This window comes from Pseudomonas sp. B13(2017), from assembly GCF_002113245.1.
GTDB lineage: Bacteria > Pseudomonadota > Gammaproteobacteria > Pseudomonadales > Pseudomonadaceae > Aquipseudomonas > Aquipseudomonas putida_Z.
Genome location: NZ_NEJX01000005.1, coordinates 264,733 through 282,747 on the forward strand (window position 1 = coordinate 264,733; position 18,015 = coordinate 282,747).

The 18,015-nt window shown below is 64.2% G+C and carries 13 protein-coding genes and 1 tRNA gene; 1 reads left to right on the top strand and 13 read right to left on the bottom strand.

The genetic code is table 11. The features are described from left to right. Positions 1 to 117 precede the first annotated feature (117 nt). The 9 genes from CAG44_RS09775 to CAG44_RS09815 all read right to left on the bottom strand — a co-directional run bounded on the left by CAG44_RS09775 (position 118) and on the right by CAG44_RS09815 (position 10,393). Positions 118 to 1,941, bottom strand: coding sequence for a S9 family peptidase (locus tag CAG44_RS09775; protein WP_085692019.1), 1,824 nt, complete (start codon positions 1,939 to 1,941; stop codon positions 118 to 120). Continuing rightward, positions 1,907 to 3,067 (bottom strand): pyrroloquinoline quinone biosynthesis protein PqqE, encoded by a 1,161-nt coding sequence (gene pqqE / locus CAG44_RS09780; protein ID WP_085692020.1) that lies wholly within the window; start codon positions 3,065 to 3,067, stop codon positions 1,907 to 1,909. The genes CAG44_RS09775 and pqqE overlap by 35 nt, the downstream gene beginning before the upstream one ends. Continuing rightward, positions 3,039 to 3,314: a pyrroloquinoline quinone biosynthesis peptide chaperone PqqD gene (gene pqqD, locus CAG44_RS09785; RefSeq protein WP_085692021.1), complete on the bottom strand. Its 276-nt coding sequence runs from the start codon at positions 3,312 to 3,314 to the stop codon at positions 3,039 to 3,041. Before pqqD ends, pqqE begins: the two co-directional genes overlap by 29 nt. After that, positions 3,311 to 4,066 (bottom strand): pyrroloquinoline-quinone synthase PqqC, encoded by a 756-nt coding sequence (gene pqqC, locus CAG44_RS09790; protein WP_003255592.1) that lies wholly within the window; start codon positions 4,064 to 4,066, stop codon positions 3,311 to 3,313. The genes pqqD and pqqC overlap by 4 nt, the downstream gene beginning before the upstream one ends. Before the next feature lie 155 nt (positions 4,067 to 4,221). Beyond that, on the bottom strand, positions 4,222 to 5,133 hold the full coding sequence (gene pqqB / locus CAG44_RS09795; protein WP_024086143.1) for a pyrroloquinoline quinone biosynthesis protein PqqB: 912 nt from the start codon (positions 5,131 to 5,133) through the stop codon (positions 4,222 to 4,224). A 78-nt stretch (positions 5,134 to 5,211) separates the two neighbouring features. Then, on the bottom strand, positions 5,212 to 5,283 hold the full coding sequence (gene pqqA / locus CAG44_RS09800) for a pyrroloquinoline quinone precursor peptide PqqA (protein ID WP_003243383.1): 72 nt from the start codon (positions 5,281 to 5,283) through the stop codon (positions 5,212 to 5,214). A gap of 158 nt (positions 5,284 to 5,441) precedes the next feature. Beyond that, on the bottom strand, positions 5,442 to 7,742 hold the full coding sequence (gene pqqF / locus CAG44_RS09805) for a pyrroloquinoline quinone biosynthesis protein PqqF (protein WP_085692022.1): 2,301 nt from the start codon (positions 7,740 to 7,742) through the stop codon (positions 5,442 to 5,444). Between the two features lie 159 nt (positions 7,743 to 7,901). Next, positions 7,902 to 8,696, bottom strand: coding sequence for a carbon-nitrogen hydrolase family protein (locus CAG44_RS09810; RefSeq protein ID WP_085692023.1), 795 nt, complete (start codon positions 8,694 to 8,696; stop codon positions 7,902 to 7,904). Positions 8,697 to 8,710: 14 nt separating this feature from the next. Further along, positions 8,711 to 10,393, bottom strand: coding sequence for an NAD(P)/FAD-dependent oxidoreductase (locus CAG44_RS09815; RefSeq protein WP_085692024.1), 1,683 nt, complete (start codon positions 10,391 to 10,393; stop codon positions 8,711 to 8,713). A gap of 624 nt (positions 10,394 to 11,017) precedes the next feature. Here CAG44_RS09815 and CAG44_RS09825 point away from each other — a divergent pair. Next, entirely contained in the window at positions 11,018 to 11,308 is a 291-nt protein-coding gene (locus CAG44_RS09825) for a hypothetical protein (protein ID WP_025337447.1), read from the top strand. Positions 11,309 to 11,321: 13 nt separating this feature from the next. Here CAG44_RS09825 and CAG44_RS09830 read toward each other — a convergent pair whose 3' ends face one another. From CAG44_RS09830 to rpoD, 4 genes are all read right to left on the bottom strand, one after another. Beyond that, positions 11,322 to 11,783 (bottom strand): Lrp/AsnC family transcriptional regulator, encoded by a 462-nt coding sequence (locus CAG44_RS09830; RefSeq protein ID WP_015268712.1) that lies wholly within the window; start codon positions 11,781 to 11,783, stop codon positions 11,322 to 11,324. A 317-nt stretch (positions 11,784 to 12,100) separates the two neighbouring features. Beyond that, positions 12,101 to 12,177, bottom strand: a tRNA-Ile gene (locus CAG44_RS09835). A 16-nt stretch (positions 12,178 to 12,193) separates the two neighbouring features. Continuing rightward, positions 12,194 to 15,937: an EAL domain-containing protein gene (locus tag CAG44_RS09840; protein ID WP_085692026.1), complete on the bottom strand. Its 3,744-nt coding sequence runs from the start codon at positions 15,935 to 15,937 to the stop codon at positions 12,194 to 12,196. Between the two features lie 211 nt (positions 15,938 to 16,148). Continuing rightward, complete coding sequence (gene rpoD, locus CAG44_RS09845) at positions 16,149 to 17,999, bottom strand: RNA polymerase sigma factor RpoD (protein ID WP_025337450.1); 1,851 nt, start codon at positions 17,997 to 17,999, stop codon at positions 16,149 to 16,151. Positions 18,000 to 18,015 lie beyond the last annotated feature (16 nt).

Sequence of the window (18,015 nt, forward strand, 5' to 3'; positions counted from 1 at the left end):
TTTGCAGCCCATCGCGACACAAGGCCGCCCCTACAGGTACAGCGCCACATTCGGGCTTGTCCGATCCCTGTAGGAGCGGCCTTGTGTCGCGATGGGCCGCAAAGCGGCCCCAGAATCTCAGCCCTCCAACACCCGGCAATAGAACTTCCACTCTTCTTCCAAGGCATGCGCCAGGTTCTCCGCCTTGCGGAACCCATGACGCTCCCCCGCATAGAAGTGCCCTTCGGCCTCTATCCCGTTAGCCTGCAATGCCGCCAGCATCGACCGCGTCTGCTCCGGCACCACCACCGCATCCAGTTCGCCCTGGAAGAAGATCACCGGCACCTTGATCTGCCCCGCATGCAGCAGCGGCGTACGCTGGCGATAGCGCTCGGCATCCTGCAGCGGGTCGCCGATCAGCCAGTCCAGGTAGTCCCCTTCGAACTTGTGGGTGGCCCGGCCCAGGGCAACCGGGTCGCTGACCCCGTACAGGCTGGCGCCGGCGCGGAACACATCATGGAATGCCAGGGCGCACAGTGTGGTGTAGCCGCCCGCGCTACCGCCGCGGATGAACGCCTTGCGGCTGTCGACCAGCCCACGTCCGGCCAGGTGTTCCACCGCCGCGCAAGCATCGGCCACATCGCTTTCACCCCAGCGCAGATGCAAGGCCTGGCGGTATTCACGGCCATAGCCGGTGCTGCCCCGGTAGTTCAGGTCGGCGACGGCGAAGCCGCGTTGGGTCCAGTACTGGATGCGCGGGTCGAGCACGGGATAACAGGCCGAAGTCGGCCCGCCGTGGATGAACACCACCAGCGGCGCGGCCCCTTGCGAGCGGGCTGCCGGGTAGAAGAAGCCATGGGCGCGGTGGCCGTCACTGCCGTAGTGGATCGACTGCGGCAGGCTGATATGCCTTGCCGGCAGCATTTCGGCGCCACCAGCCAATACGCTGACCTCGTGGTTGCTACGGGCGATGGCGATGACCGCCGGCGGGCTGATCGGCGAGGCGGCAATCGCGTACAGGTGTTCGGCATCCATGGCCAGGCTGCGAAAACGCGTGTAGGCGCTGGCGAAACGCTCCAGGCGGCCATCGGCAGTACGCAGCCCCAGTTGCCCGAAGCCGTCTTCGAACCAGCTGGCCAGATAGCTTTGCTGTCCCAGTGGCAACCAGGTGCTGGCGCCCAGTTGCCAGGGCGCCGCAGCGTGGTCCGCGGGCTCGGCAGGCAGGGCCTGCCAGCAGCCATCGATCTCGCCCCAGGGTTGCCAGAAGCCATTGCGGTCAGACAGGCAGAAGAGTCGGCCTTCGCTATCGAAGCGCGGCTGCTGCAGCGATTCGTCAGCGCCGGCCACACATTGCGCGGGCCCCCAGTGGCCACTTGCATCACGTGTGCGGCACATCAGCCTGGTGACGGTCCAGGGTTGTGCCGGGCGGTCCCATTCGACCCACGCCAGGCGCTGGCCGTCGGTACTCACCGTAGGCGAGGCATAGAAGTCGGCACCCTCGGCGAGCACTTCGCGGGCTCGTTCACCCAGGGCGACCAAGCGATGCTCGACCCGTTCGCCATGCTGCTCCTCGACCGCCAGCACCAGGCCGTCGTGCCACTGCACATCGCCGTAGCGGCAGCTGGCATCATCGGTCAGGGCACGTGGTACCGCGCCTTCCAGGTCCTGGGTATAGACCTGCTGGTCCTTTTCGTTGACGAACAGTAGCCCGTCACCACCCAGGCAAAAACTGCCACCGCCGTATTCGTACACCCGGCTACGCACGCTGAAGCCATCGGGGGTCAGGCAGCGGGCCTGCTGGTGCTGCCAGTGCCAGATGCGACAGGCACCATCGGCCGGGCGAAACTCGTTCCAGAACAGCCCCGCGGCGCTGACCTTGAGTTCGGCGAAGTCGGTGCCGGCGGCAACTGCCTGGGCCGCGCTGAACTCAGCCGCGGACGATGACACGGGAGTTTCGTTCATTGCGGAAGGTCATCTCTTCAATGGTGAGCTGGGCGCTTTCCGCCTCCTCGCGGGCCTTGAGGATGATGCCGTGGTCGGCCGACTTGGCGCACACCGGGTCGGCGTTGCTGGCATCGCCGGTGAGCATGAAGGCCTGGCAGCGGCAGCCGCCGAAGTCCTTTTCCTTCTCGTCGCAGGAACGGCAGGGTTCGGGCATCCACTCATAGCCGCGGAAGCGGTTGAAGCCGAACGAGTCGTACCAGATGTGGTGCAGGTCGTGGTCGCGCACGTTGGGGAACTGCACCGGCAGCTGGCGCGCGCCGTGGCAGGGCAGGGCGGTGCCGTCCGGGGTGATGGTGAGGAACAGGCTGCCCCAGCCATTCATGCAGGCCTTGGGGCGCTCCTCGTAGTAGTCCGGGGTAACGAAGATCAGCTTGCACGGGTTGCCCTCGGCCTTGAGCTTGTCCCGGTACTCGTTGGTGATGCGTTCGGCCCGTTCCAGCTGCGCGTGGGTCGGCAGCAGGCCCAGCCGGTTGAGGTGGGCCCAGCCGTAGAACTGGCAGGTGGCAAGCTCGACGAAGTCGGCTTCCAGGGCGATGCACAGCTCGATGATGCGGTCGATCTTGTCGATGTTGTGCCGGTGGGTGACGAAGTTGAGCACCATCGGGTAGCCATGGGCCTTTACCGCACGGGCCATTTCCAGCTTTTGCGCGAAGGCCTTCTTCGAGCCGGCCAGCAGGTTGTTGACCTGCTCGTCACTGGCCTGGAAGCTGATCTGGATATGGTCCAGGCCGGCTTTCTTGAAGTCGGCGATGCGCGCTTCGGTCAGGCCGATGCCCGAGGTGATCAGGTTGGTGTAGTAGCCCAGCCGGCGGGCCTCGCCGATCAGTTCGGCGAGGTCCTGGCGTACCAGCGGTTCTCCGCCGGAAAAGCCGATTTGCGCGGCACCCATTTCCCGGGCTTCGGCCATCACCTTGAACCACTGCGCGGTGCTCAGCTCCTGGCCCTGGGCTGCGAAGTCCAGCGGGTTGGAGCAGTACGGGCACTGCAGCGGGCAGCGGTAGGTCAGCTCGGCCAGCAGCCACAGCGGCAGGCCGACTGCGGGCGTGGGCGGTAACTCAGGCGAGGACGATCCAGTGTTCGGCACGGGCCACCTCCATGAACTGCTCGATGTCATCGGCCACTTCCGGGACACCGGGGAACTGTTGTTCGAGTTCGCTGATGATCGCGGTAACGTCGCGTTGGCCGTCGATCAGGCCACCGATCAGGGCCGCGCTGTCGTTGAGCTTGATCATGCCCTCGGGGTACAGCAGCACATGGCCCTTTTGCGCCGGCTCGTACTGGAAGCGGTAGCCGGGGCGCCAGGCTGGCACTTGATTACGGTCGAAACTCATAGGGTGATCCCTTTGTGCCACACCCGTTCCTGGGTGACGGAGTGATAGGGCGGGCGGTTCAGCTCGTAGGCCATGCTCATGGCGTCGAGCATGCTCCAGAGAATATCCAGCTTGAACTGCAGTATCTCCAGCATACGCTCCTGGCCCGCGCGGGTGGTGTAGTGCTGCAAGGTAATCGCCAGGCCGTGCTCCACGTCACGCCGGGCCTGGCCCAGGCGGGTGCGGAAGTATTCGTAGCCGGCCGGGTCGATCCACGGGTAATGCTGCGGCCAGCTGTCCAGGCGCGACTGGTGGATCTGCGGGGCGAACAGCTCGGTCAGCGAGCTGCTGGCCGCTTCCTGCCAACTGGCCCGGCGTGCGAAGTTGACGTAGGCGTCCACGGCAAAGCGCACACCGGGCAGTACCAGCTCCTGGGAGCGCAGCTGGTCCGGGTCCAGGCCCACGGCCTGGCCCAGGCGCAGCCAGGCTTCGATACCACCGTCCTCGCCGGGCGCGCCATCGTGGTCGAGCAGGCGCTGGATCCACTCGCGGCGCACTTCGCGGTCCGGGCAGTTGGCCAGGATCGCGGCATCCTTCATCGGGATGTTGACCTGGTAGTAGAAGCGGTTGGCTACCCAGCCCTGGATCTGTTCGCGGGTGGCGCGACCCTGGTACATCGCCACGTGGTACGGGTGATGAATGTGATAGTAGGCGCCCTTGGCGCGCAGGGCCTGCTCGAATTCGGCAGGGGACATTGGCAGTGCGTCGCTCATTCGGCTGGCTCCTGTATAGCTGAGTCTGGGCTCACCTCGCCCCCTGTGGGAGCGGGCATGCCCGCGAACACCGGCGAAGCCGGTGCCATACACCGTGTTGGATTTTTCGCGGGCATGCCCGCTCCCACAGGGGGTTGTGTAACTCGCAGACCTTTTTACAACTCGATACTCATGCCATCAAAGGCCACTTCCACACCCCGGCGCAGCACTTCGGCACGCTCGGGCGAGTCTTCGTCGAGAATCGGGTTGGTGTTGTTGATGTGGATAAGTACCTTGCGCTGGCGCGGGAAGCCATCCAGCACCTCCAGCATGCCGCCTGGGCCGTTCTGCGCCAGGTGGCCCATTTCGCGGCCGGTGCGGGTGCCCACGCCACGGCGCTGCATTTCATCATCTTCCCACAGGGTGCCGTCGACCAGCAGGCAGTCGGCGCCGTGCATCATCGTCAGCAGCTTGTCGTCCACCTGGCCCAGGCCCGGGGCGTAGAACAGCTTGCCGCCGGTGCGGGTGTCCTCGACCAGCAGGCCAAGGTTGTCGCCCGGGTGCGGGTCGAAGCGGTGCGGCGAGTAGGGCGGTGCGGCGCTGCGCAGGGGGAACGGGGTGAAGCGCAGGTTGGGGCAGGCGTCGATGACGAAGCTGCCTTCCAGCTCGATGCGGTTCCACTGCAGGCCGCCGTTCCAGTGGCTGAGCATGTTGAACAGCGGGAAGCCGGTGGTCAGGTCCTGGTGGACCATGTCGGTGCACCACACCTGGTGCGGGCAACCTTCGCGCAGGCTGAGCAGGCCGGTGGTGTGGTCGATCTGGCTGTCCAGCAGGATGATGGCGTTGATGCCGGTGTCGCGCAGGGCGCGGGCCGGCTGCATCGGCGCAAAGGCCTGGAGCTGGGCGCGGATATCGGGCGAGGCATTGCACAGCACCCAGTGCACGCCGTCGTCGGACAGGGCGATGGACGACTGGGTGCGTGGCGTGGCACGCAGGGTGCCGTCACGCAAGCCCTTGCAGTTGACGCAGTTGCAGTTCCACTGTGGGAACCCGCCGCCGGCGGCGGAACCGAGAACCTGGATGTACATGGCCACTCTCTCTGCAGAAACCGTAGCAAAAAAACGAAAACGCCCCGGCAGGCCGAGGCGTTGAACCGTAAGCCGGGCTTAGCGGTTGGCGAAGTACATGGTGACTTCGAAGCCGATGCGCAGATCAGTGTATGCAGGTTTGGTCCACATGGAATTACTCCTTCCGGATGAGGGGGTGGGTTTGTCAGCTACTACTTGGGTACCGCCATTGGCTGGAGGTTCCCATGGCTGGGATTGCGCTATCTTACAAGAAAAATTTGTACCGAAAGGTTAATTATTCGAAAACTCCGTTGCGGTTTTCGTAACAATCATGGGGTTGTACCCAGCCAGGAAGCATCTGGTGCGGCAGCGTTGGCAAGGCATAGCCAAGTGGAGCCTGTATCGAGCAAGTGGCTCAGCAGCTGGTCCAGATCCGTCTGCCGCGTTTTCAGGATAGACCTGCGCAACGCATCCAGCCTGCCGGGTTGTGTGGCCAGGAATGTCTGCCACGCCCATTCGGCGACTTCGGCGTTGCCCATCGCCGGTTCATCGAATTGCCCGGCCAGGGCCTGACCAGCGGCAGGGGCCAGGGTGACGCCCTGGCGCAGCAAGGTGAGCAGGTGGTCGAGGATCTGTACCTGGCTGGCATGAGGCGACTGGACCCCGAACAGCAGGCCGCCGACCCCCTCGACCTGACGAAAGGTACTGAATACCGCATAGCCGAGCTGCAATTCTACCCGCAGCCGTTGGTAAACCGGCCCTTGCAGCAATTGGGTGAGCAGGCGGCCAGCGGCCTCCATGGCCGCCGGCAGTGGGCAGAACAGCAGCAGGGCATGCTCACTGCCAGGTACTTCGGCATGTTGCCAACGGTGGTTGGCCCAGGCGGGCAGAGGGCCAGGCGCCGAGCCTTGGCCAGGGCAGTGCTGAAGCGCGGTGCCCAATGCGTTCAGGGCGGCATCGTCGAAGCCGGCAGCCAGGCCGTGCCAGCGTGCTTGCTGCCACAGGCTGTCGAGATGCGTCTGTGCCAGGGTGCAGGCCGGAGCAGGTGCAGGCGCGGCGCCCAGCACGGCGTCGGGCAGCTGCTTGAGCAGGGCCCGGATGGGGATCAGTGCTGGAGGCTGCGTCGAACTGGGCAGCCAGCTGCCTGCCGGGGGCTTGAGCATCAGTGCCAAGGCCTGTTCTACAGTGCGCAATACCGCTGCCGGCAGCCCGGCGCAGCGCAGTTGCCAATATTCGCCAGCGGTACTGAACTGCAGCTGCACCGATACGCGCTCGCAGCGCTCCTGCAGGGGGTGCAAGGTGCGTTCGAGCAGCGCATGCAGGCGCTGGCGCAAGGGGGACGGGACATGCCAGCGCAGGTACAGCGCCGCGTACTGACGGGCGCCAGGCAGCTGGTCGCTCACTTTCAGTGCCGCTGGCAGCGGGTGCGGACTGGCATCAGGCAAGTCGGCCAGGAGCAAGGGGTCGACGGCGGGCAGTTGCCAATGCCCATGTGCGCGGCCCGGCAGGCCTTCCAGCAGGGCACGAAGGGCCTGCAAGCCTTGTGTGTCCAGGCCGGCGAACGGCTGGCCGGCGCTGTCCCGGCGGGCCAGCTCAAGCGCGCTGGCGCTGTGTTCGCGGCTTTGCTGCAGCAGTTCGAACTCGGCACTCAATTGCTCAGGGGCGGCCTGGCGGATGAAGCCGAACCAGCCCTGCAACAGGGCATCGGCTTCCTCTGGGCAGGCGTCCTCGCTCAGCTTCAGATCAATGTGCCACAGCAACTGCCCAGCGAAGGCATACAGCGCCTCGGCCTTGAAGCCTTGCAGCCAACCACGCTGGCGAAGCGCATGCAGCCAGGTGCCCGGGCGGCTATCGCCGAGGCAGGCGATCAGCAACTCAAGGGCCTGCTCGGCACCTCCCGGCAGGTTTTCGTGGCTGAACAGCAGGTGCGTGTCGGTCGCCGATAAAGGCGGTGGCAGAGCTTGTGGCACCCGTTCACCCGTTGCGAACAGCTTGGCATGCTGCCGGCCCAGCAATTCCAGTTCATCCAGCGATTGCGGGCCGCACAGGTTCAGGGTGACCTGGCCGCCTTGGTAGAAGCGCTGGTGAAAGCCACCGAGCGCTTGCTGGAAGGCAGGATCCTGCAAGGCCAGGGTGTGCCGGTTACCAGCATGAAAAGCGCCCAATGGATGGCCGGGCGCTGCCGATTGCAGCAAGGCGAACTGCTGCTGGGCCTGAGGGCTGCGCGACCAGGCAATGAACTCGGCATGGATTACTTCGCGTTCGCGGCGTTGGCGCTCGATGCCCAGGTCTGGCTCGGCCAACATCTGGCACAGGCGCTCCAGCCCCCCGGCCAGGGCGCTGGGCGGGACCTCGAAGAAAAAGTCGGTGGTGCGTTCGCGGGTGCTGGCATTGACCTGGCCGCCGAGGGCCTGCACGTAGCGCATCAGGCCGTCGTCCAGAGGGAAGCGCGAGGTGCCGAGGAAGAACAGGTGCTCCAGAAAGTGGGCCAGGCCGGGCCAATTGGTCGGCGCGTCGTGACTGCCCGCGTGCACCCGCAGGGCGGCGGCCGAGCGCTTCAGACGCGGGGCGTGGCGCAGGGTCAGCTGCAGGCCGTTGGCGAGGGTGAGGTGGCGGGTGGCGTCAGGCATGGAAACTCCGGGTCAGGTGTTCATGCTAACCCATTTGTGTTGGCAGGCCTGGCCCTATCGCCGGCAAGCCGGCTCCCACAGGGACTGCACATGCCTTGGAACCGGTGCGGTCGAGGTGGGAGCTGGCTTGCCGGCGATTGGGCCGCACAGCGGCCCCTGTCAGCCTTTACGCAGATGCAGCTCCTGGCGCAGATCGCTCAGGTAAGGAAACGCCCCGCGCCCCTGCACCACCCGCTCATGCTCCAGCTCCGCCAGCAACTGGCATTCGTCCCGCCCGGCCATGGCCAGCAGGCTGCCATCCGGGCCGATGATGCTGCTCTGCCCGCAATACTGGATCTCGCCTTCCGAGCCGCAGTAGTTGGCATACACCAGGTAGCACTGGTTCTCCTGCGCCCGCGCCCTCACGGTCACCTGGCAGATGAAGTCGTACGGCGACATGTTCGCCGTCGGCACCAAGATCAGCTCGGCACCGTCCAGCGCCAGGCGCCGGGCATTTTCCGGGAACTCGATGTCGTAGCAGATCAGCAGGCCGACCTTCCAGTCATCCAGCTCCACCACCGGGAAGTGATCGGAACCTGCGCTGAACATCGAGCGGTCCAGCTCGCCGAACAGGTGGGTCTTGCGATAGTTGCTCAGGCTGCGGCCGTGCGCATCGATCAACTGCACGCTGTTGTAGATCGCGCCATCATCACCAAGCTCCGGGTAGCCATAGACGATGGCGATGCGGTGCGCCTGGGCGATCTCCACCACCTCCATGGCCGCCGGGCCATCGACGGCCTCGGCCAGGCGCTCGACCTGGGCCAGGCCGATGTTGTAGCCGGTCAGGAACATCTCCGGGCACACCAGCAAACTGGCCCCGCGTTCGGCCGCCAGTTGCGCCTGGTGGCGCAACCGTTGCAGGTTGCCGGGCACGTCCAGTGGCTTGGGTGCGCCCTGGAACAGAGCGATGCGCATGCTGCCTCCTTGTCTCAGTCCGGCAGGGCGATCGGGCCGATTTCGTCGAACACATCGCCTGGGCCGGGGTTGTCCGGGTGGGTGCGGCCACCGAAGTGATTCATGATACCCCACACCGCATTCAGCGATGTCTGTACCGCGCCTTCCACCCAGGCTGGCGTCCACGACACATCGTCACCGGCGATGAACATGCCGCGCTGCTCGGCAGGCATGTCCTGCTGCATGAAGTGCGCGTACATGCGCTGGTTGTAGCGGTAGTGGCCCGGCAGCGCGCCCTTGAAGGCGCCGAGGAAGTGCGGGTCGGCCTCCCAGGAAACGGTGATCGGGTCGCCGATGATGTGCCCGGCGATGTCGGTCTTCGGGTAGATCTTCTTCAGTGCGTCCAGGGCCAGTTGCACGCGTTTTTCCACCGGGTGCGGCAGCATCTTCAGCGCGTCGCTCATCCACGAGTAGGACAGGCAGATCACCCCCGGCTTGTCGTCACCGTTGTCGAACAGGTAGGTGCCACGGGTGAGGCGATCGGTGAGGGTCATGCTCATCAGGTCGCGGCCGGTTTCCGGGTCCTTGTCCTTCCAGAACGGCCGGTCGACCATGACGAAGGTCTTCGACGACTGCATGTAGCGGGTGCGGTCCAGGGCCATCCACATCTTTTGCGAGAACAGCGATTCCTCGCAGTCGATCTGGGTGGTCAGCAGCCAGGTCTGGCAGGTGGCGAGCACGGCACAGTAGTGACGGGTGTCGCCCCAGTTGTCGGTGACCGCCAGGCGGCCATCGGCAGCGCGGGCGATGCGCTTGACCCCGGTACGCGGTGCGCCGCCATGCAGCCCGCTCAGGCTGGTGCCTTCCGGCCAATGCACGCAGCGCTCCGGTACATGGCGCCAGATGCCTTGCGGTACCTGCTCCACACCGCCAACCACCAGGTGTTGGTGGTCGTCGCAGTTGGTCATCACCACGCGGAAGATTTCCAGCATCGAGTTGGGGAAGTCCGAGTCCCAGCCGCCGGTGCCGAAGCCGACCTGGCCGAACACTTCGCGGTGCTGGAAGCTCAGCTGGGCGAACGAGCGCGAGGTGGCGACGAAGTCGTAGAAGGTGCGGTCGTCCCACAGCGGTACCAGCTTGTTCCACAGCTCTTTCAGGCGCGGTACGTCACGGTCGCGGATGGCCTGCTGGATGTCGGCGAACTGGGCACCGCTTTCCAGCGCGTCGGCCCAGGCATCGGCCACTTCGTGGAACAGCTTGGGCAGGTCGGTGGGTTTTTCGGCGTAGTAGGTCTGGCCTTCCAGGTCGATCACCGTGCTGCCCGAGGCCGGGGTCAGTGGGTTGGGGAACGGTTTGGTCTCCAGGCCCAGCTTGTCCACGTAGTGGTAGAAGGCAGTGGACGACACCGGGAAGCGCATGCCACCCAGTTCGGCAATGATCCCGTCGGTGCCGTTGAAGGTTTGCGAGCGCAGCCGGCCACCCAGTTTGGATGCTTCGTACACCACCGGCTTGAGGCCCAGCTTCATCAGCTCGTAGGCCGCCACCAGGCCGGCGATACCGGCACCCACGATTGCCACTTCCTCACCATGGCGCTCGGCCGGGATGCTGCCCAGGCCTGCGGGGTGTTCCAGCCAGTCGTCGAAGGCGAAGGGGAAGTCCGGGCCGAAGATGGTGACGGGTTTTTTACCATCGGCGGGGTGGCGGTTTTTCTTGTTCATGGAGTGACCTTGCCAGAGAGGCTGCGCAGCGGGCGGAGCCTGAGTATAGGAGATGCCTGGGGGCCATTTTAGGGAGTGGGGTGTTCGTTATTAAGGTGCAGATTGTTGTCTGAATGTAGCTTGTATCGTCGAAATGTATAAGCAATATAGCTTTATGACGAACAGGAAGCCTACCCATCTCAAGCACAGCATCGGCCCCCTGTGGGAGCGGGCGAGCCCGCGAAGAAGCCCTCGCGGTGTATGGCACGGGCTGCGCCCGTGTTCGCGGGCACGCCCGCTCCCACAGGGTCTGCGGCGGGCTTACCAGGGTGTGATCAGATAGTTCCTACACCCATGCCGGGAAATAAAGAATTACCCTACGCCCCCTATCGCCTCGGTCTGGCATCGCGGGAATCGCTTCATCGTTAACTTCACTGGGTCGCCGGAAATTCGGCGATCGGGCGTGAGAACCCGCGGACCATTCTGGAGGCGCACTGCTATGGCAGCTGTGCGCGGGCAGGCTTTGCCTGGCCGGGTACGCGCCTCCAAGTTCGCCGGTTCTCACCTCGTGCATGGCTGCCACCCAATTCCCGTGAGAAGGATGCGATTGGTCGCCGATCACCCTTGTGATTTGGAGGCTATACCATGACCAAACGCTTACCCGACCAACCCGAAAAACTGAAACCCACCGCAGAAAAAACCTTCTGCAACTGCGAATCCAGCCATCCGCCATTATTCGCCATACGCCCCGGCATCGACGCCGCAGACGCCTTGGTCCATGCCTGCCTGCTGGCCCGTGGCCTCAATCAGATCGCCACCGACTACGCCCAGCATCACGCCCCCGAGCGCAGCCGTGACATCGTCTGGTCGATGCAGCATTCCGCTGAAAGCCTTTCGGCGATTCTGGAAGGCCTGCTCGACGGCCAGGAGGCCTGACCGCCAGCCAGGTTCAGAGCGGCTGTCCGCGGTCCACCTTGCTGCTGAGAATGATCGACGTGGTGGTCTTCTCCACCCCGTCGACACTGCCGATCTGGTCGAGCAACTGGTCCAGTTGCTCGGGCGAATCCGTACGCAGCCAAGCCACATAGTCGAACTCGCCGCTCACTGCGCACAGTTGCTGCACCTGGCCCATGGCACTCAGGCGCCGCACCACCTCCTTGCCCGAGCGCGGCTGCACCTTGATCCCCACATACGCCTGCAGCCCGCCACCCATCACCCGCTGGCCCAGGCGTACGCCATAGCCGGAGATGACCTTGTTCTTCTCCAACCGCTCCAGGCGCGAGTTGACGGTGGTGCGGGCGATACCCAACTGGCGGGCGAGGGTGGCGACGCTTTCGCGGGCGTTTATCTGCAGCAGGGCGATCAGCTGGCGATCGATTTCATCCAGCGTGATGGAGCGGGAATCCGACATGGCGAGTCTCTACGGTTGACCCGCTAGCCTAGCCAGCCTGCGGTAAGCAGGGCAAGGGTAGACAGTTGGCCATGCTGATGCGCCCCCGTTGTAGGAGCGGCCTTGCGTCGCGAAAGGGCTGCGCAGCAGCCCCAACAATATTTGCTCAGTGCCGAAATCCCGGGGCCGCTTCGCGGCCCTTTCGCGACACAAGGCCGCTCCTACAGCTGCCGTGTCGGCCTGGCCCAGGATGTAAACATTGGCCGTAGCTTTTTCATCCGGCAGAACTGCCGAAAAGAAAAAGGCCTACGTTCTGCAACGTAGGCCTTTGAGTTTTCTGGTGGGCCCACACGGACTCGAACCGTGGACCAAAGGATTATGAGTCCTCTGCTCTAACCGACTGAGCTATAGGCCCTCAGTAAGTGGCCGGATTATAACGAGGGTTTCGCACCTGTGCCATCTGAAAGATCCGATAGTGCTATGCGAAGAAACGTCGCCGCGAAGTCGTCCGGGGGCAGGGGCAGGCTGACGATGTAGCCCTGGATCTGCTCACAGCCTTCAGCCGCCAGGAAGCGTTGCTGGGCCTGGTTTTCCACACCCTCGGCAATGATGGTCAGCTGCATGCTGCGGCCCAGGGCGATGATCGCGCGGGCGATGGCGGCGTCGTGGGGGTCGTCGGGCAGGCCGCGGATGAAGGATTTGTCGATCTTGAGGATGTCCAGCGGCAGGCGCTTGAGGTAGCTCAGCGATGAATAACCGGTGCCGAAGTCGTCGATGGCCAGCTGCACGCCCAGCTTCTTCAGCTGGTGCAGCACGGCCAGGGCTTCCTCTGCCTGGCTCATGATGAAGTTTTCGGTGATTTCCAGCTGCAGGTCGCCGGCCTTGAGCTGGTAGTGCTTCAGCAACTGTTCGATGCGTCGGGCAAGGTGGGGGTGGCGCAGCTGGGCGCCGGCGAGGTTTATCGACAGCGGGCCGAAGGGGTCGTAGTGCATCTTCCAGGCATGCATCTGCCGGCAGGCCTGTTCCAGTACCCAGTCGCCGATCTGGAGGATGGTGCCGTTCTCTTCCGCCAGGTGGATGAAGTGCTCTGGCGGCACTTCACCAAAGGTCGGGTGGCTCCAGCGGATCAGCGCTTCGGCGCCGACCAGGCTCTGGGTCTTGAGGCTGAGCTTGGGCTGGAAGCACAGGCTCAGTTCGTTGCGCTCGATGGCGCGGCGCAGTTCGTGCTCCAGGGCGATGCGTTCGCTGGCCTGGGCGGTGAGGTCGAGGGTGTAGGCTTCGACGCGGTTACGGCCCTTGGCCTTGGAGCGGTACATGGCTGCGTCGGCGTTGCGAATCAGTGTGGCAACGTCGGTGCCGTCCTGTGGATAAAGGCTGATGCCGATGCTGGCGCTGGTGAAGAACTCGTGCTCGCCGGCCTGGAACGGTGCGTTGAAGCAGGCTAGCAGCTTGTTGGCGATGGCGCTGGCGTCACTGGGTTTGTGCAGGCCGGGCAGCAGGATGATGAACTCGTCGCCGCCCAGGCGGGCCACGGTGTCGACATCACGCACCTGCTCCTTCAGGCGTTGGGCGATGCCCTTGAGCAGCAGGTCGCCGACCGGGTGGCCGAGGCTGTCGTTGATGTGCTTGAAACGGTCGAGGTCGAGGAACAGCACCGCGCCCTTGCGGTTGGACACTTGCGAGCAGGTGAGTGCGGCCTGCAGGCGGTTCTCGAACAGGGCACGATTGGGCAGGCCGGTCAGCGGGTCGTGGTGGGCCTGGTAGTCGAGCTTGGCCTGGGCGTGCTTGAGGCTGGAGATGTCGGCGAACACGGCGACGAAGTGGGTGATCTCGCGTTCTCTGTTGCGCACGGCGCTGATGGTCAGCCAGCCGGGGTACAGCTCGCCGTTCTTGCGCTTGTTGTAGATCTCGCCTTGCCAGTGGCCTTCGTCGGTCAGCTGGTGCCACATGGCGACATAGAACGCGCTGTCGTGCTGGCCGGAGGCAAGCAGGCGCGGAGTCTGGCCGAGGGCTTCGATCTCGCTGTAGCCGGTGATTTCGCTGAAGGCGCGGTTGACGGCACTGATGCGCTGGTCGATGTCGGTGATCAGTACACCTTCGGCGGTGTTCTCGAACACGGTGGCGGCCAGCTGCAGCTTTTCCTGCATCAGGTGGCGCTCGGTGATGTCGCGGGCGATGGTCAGCATGCAGTCGTCGCCAGCAATCGGCAGCGGCCGTGCAGAGAGCTCGCAGAGGCGAATCTGCCCATCACTGCGGCGAAGGTGGCACGTGAAGTCGCGTACGAAACCGTCGCGGTTGAGCTGTTCGACCAGGCGTTTGCGCTCGTTGAGGTCGACCCAGATGCCCAGGTCCAGCGAGGTCTGGTCGAGGGTCGGGCTGAGGTCATAGCCGGTCAGGCGGCAGAAGCCCTCGTTCACTTCAAGCAGCAAGCCGTCGCTCTGGCGCGACAGCAGCAGGCCATCGGGCGAGGCATGGAAGGCCTTGGCGAATTTCTCTTCCGAGATCTGCAGCTGCTCCTGGGTTTCCTTGAGCTGGCTGATGTCGCGTACCGCCACCACTAGCGCGAGGTTGCCGTCGAGCTCGAAGGTTTCGGCCGAGGTCAGGCCGGTGAACAGTTGGCCGTTGCTGCGGCGGAAGCTCATTTCCAGGTTGCGAATACCGCCCCGGTGCAGGCGTTCGAGCAGCCGCGGGCCGGTGCCTTCGACGCCCCACAGGTTGAGCTCGGTGGCGGTGCGGCCGATTACCTGGCCCGGGGTGAGGCCGATCTGCTCTTCGAAGGCTTCGTTCACCTCCAGCAGGCAGCCGTCGCTGTGGCGGGCGATCAGCAGGATGTCGGGGCACTGCTGGAACACCGAGGCGAACTTCTGCTCGGACAGGCGCAGGGCGTCCTCGGTGCGCTTGGTCTCGCTGATGTCGATCATCAGGCCACGCATCACCGGCTGGTGGCCATGCTCGATCATGCTGACGATGTTGCGTACCCACAATGGCTGGCCATCGGCCCGGATTACCCGGTAGTCGAGGCTGTGGTCGCGCCCGGCGGCGGTTTCGCTGTCGCAGTAGGCCTGGGCCCAGAGGGCATCCTCCGGGTGCAGGATGCTGCGCCAGAAGCCGGGTTTGAGCCAGTCGGTCAATGGGTAGCCGAGCAGGCCTTCGGCGTGGGGTGAGACGTAGCTGTAGGTGAAGTCGTTGGCGTCGGCCTCCCAGGCGATGGCGGACAGGCTCTCGACCAGGCTGCGATAGTGGTACTCGCTGCTGCGCAGTTCCTGTTCCAGGGCGATGCGCCGGGAAATTTCCGAACTGAGCCGGCGGTTGATGCGGATGACCACTGCCAGCACGGCCATCAATACCAGCACCGCCGGCAGGCCGTATACCAGCAGGTCCGACCAGAACATCCGTTGGTCGACCACATTGCCTACCCAGCGTTGCTGGATCTGGCTGACTTCAGCGCTGCTCATGTCGGCCATCACTTTGTCGAGAATGCCGACCAGCACCTTCTTGTCGCGCGGGGCGGCCATGGCCAGCTGGTAGCGGTAGGGCGTTTCACCGCTGACGTAGAGGCCGTCGAGCTTGAGCTGGCGCAGGCTCCAGATGCTTGAAGCGAGGTCACCGACCACCGCGTCCACTTCGTCGGTAGCCAGGGCCTGCAGGGTGGAACTGACGTTGGGCAGGGCCACCAGGTTGAGGTCCGGGTGGTGGGTGCGCAGCAGTTCGTGCGGGGCGTAGTTTTCGACCACGGCAATCTTCAGACCGTACAGGTCGTCCAGGTTGCGCGGCTGTGCGCCGCCTTTGTGGGCGAGGATGACGATGGGGAAGTCGAGGTACGGCCGGGTGAAGGCCAGGTAGCCTTGGCGTTCGGGGGTGGACATGATGCCGGGCAGCAGGTCGATGCGGCTTTCGCGTGCTTGCGCCAGTACCTCGGTCCAGCTGCTGGGTTCGACCGGTTTGAGCGTCACACCCAGGCGTTGCTGGATCGTGGCGATGTAATCGGCGGCCAATCCCTGGTATCGGCCCTCCTGGTCGCGAAACTCGAACGGTGGCCAAGAGGCGTCTACACCCAGGCTCAGCTGCGGGTGGGCAGCCAACCAGGCTTTCTCCTCGTCTGTCAGGGTCAGGGCGCCGGCCGCTGTGTTCCACAAAATCAGGAGCAGCAACAGGATGGCCGGCATCAGCGGCATAGCGGCCTCACATTCAAGTGGTATGAAGTCGAGTGTAGACGGGCATTGCTGCAGGTGTGCGGTGGAAGGGCGGGCTTTGTGTTCTGGCTGTCGGAAGGGGGAGGTAACGAGGAAATGGGGCTGCTGCGCAGCCCATCGCCGGCAAGCCGGCTTCCACAGGGATCGCGCAGGGCCGGAAAAGAAAAACCCCGGCCTGGGCCGGGGTTTGTCATCACTCGTCGAGGAAGGAGCGCAGATGCTCGCTGCGAGTCGGGTGGCGCAGTTTGCGCAACGCCTTCGCTTCGATCTGACGGATCCGCTCGCGGGTCACGTCGAACTGCTTGCCGACCTCTTCGAGGGTGTGGTCGGTGTTCATGTCGATACCGAAACGCATGCGCAGCACCTTGGCTTCGCGTGCGGTCAGGCCCGAGAGCACGTCACGGGTGGCTTCCTTGAGGCTTTCGACCGTGGCCACGTCGATCGGGGACTGCATGGTCGAGTCCTCGATGAAGTCGCCCAGGTGCGAATCTTCGTCGTCACCGATCGGGGTTTCCATGGAGATCGGCTCTTTGGCGATCTTCAGTACCTTGCGGATCTTGTCCTCAGGCATTTCCATGCGCTCGCCCAGCTCTTCCGGGGTCGGTTCGCGACCCATTTCCTGCAGCATCTGGCGGGAAATACGGTTGAGCTTGTTGATCGTCTCGATCATGTGCACCGGAATACGGATGGTGCGCGCCTGGTCGGCGATCGAACGGGTGATCGCCTGGCGGATCCACCAGGTGGCGTAGGTCGAGAACTTGTAGCCGCGACGGTATTCGAACTTGTCCACCGCTTTCATCAAGCCGATGTTGCCTTCCTGGATTAGGTCGAGGAACTGCAGGCCACGGTTGGTGTACTTCTTGGCGATGGAAATCACCAGACGCAGGTTCGCCTCGACCATTTCTTTCTTGGCGCGGCGGGCCTTGGCTTCACCGATCGACATGCGACGGTTGATTTCCTTGATCTCGGCAACGGTCAGGCCGGTTTCGGTCTCAAGGTCGATCAGCTTCTGCTGGCAAGCGACGATGGCAGCGTCCTTTTCACCCAGGGCGGCAGCCCACTTGGTGTTGCGCTTGGCCAGGTCACCGCTCCAGGTCTGGTCGGTTTCGTTGCTCGGGAACATGCGCAGGAAGTCGGCACGCGGCATGCGGGCATCACGCACGCACAGCTGCATGATGGCGCGTTCCTGCTGGCGCAGGCGGTTCAGGGCGTCACGAACACGCTCTACCAGTACCTCGAACTGCTTCGGTACCAGCTTGATCGGCATGAACAGGTCGGCCAGGGCCTGCAGGGCGTCGATGCTTTCCTTGTGGGCGCGACCGTTCTTCTTCAGGACCTTGTTGGTGGCCTGAAGCTGGTCGTTGACCGCACCGAAACGCTGGCGAGCGACTTCCGGGTCCGGGCCGCTCTCGGCCTCTTCCTCGTCGTCACCGCTTTCGGATTCTTCCTCGTCGTCGTCGGACTCTTCCTTCGCGGCGGCGGCCTTGGTGCCCGGGATCGGCACTTCTTCGGTCGGCGCGGCGATATTGTCATCAGGGTCGATGTAACCGCTGAGAACGTCGGACAGACGGCCACCTTCGGTGGTGACACGGTCATATTCGCCGAGAATGTAGTCGACAGTGCCCGGGAAGTGGGCGATGGCGCCCATGACTTCACGGATGCCTTCCTCGATACGCTTGGCGATTTCGATCTCGCCTTCGCGGGTCAGCAGCTCGACGGTACCCATTTCGCGCATGTACATGCGCACCGGGTCGGTCGTGCGGCCGATATCGGTTTCAACTGCCGCCAACGCAGCAGCGGCTTCTTCGGCCGCGGCTTCGTCGGTGTCGGCTTCCGCCAACAGAAGGGCATCCGCATCCGGAGCACTCTCGAATACGTTGATCCCCATGTCGTTGATCATGCGGATGATGTCTTCCACCTGTTCCGGATCTGAAATATCCTCAGGCAGGTGGTCGTTGACCTCCGCGTAAGTCAGGTAGCCCTGCTCACGACCGCGGGTGATCAACTCTTTGATACGAGACTGCTGTTGCGCTTTTCCGGACATAACACCCTATCCACTG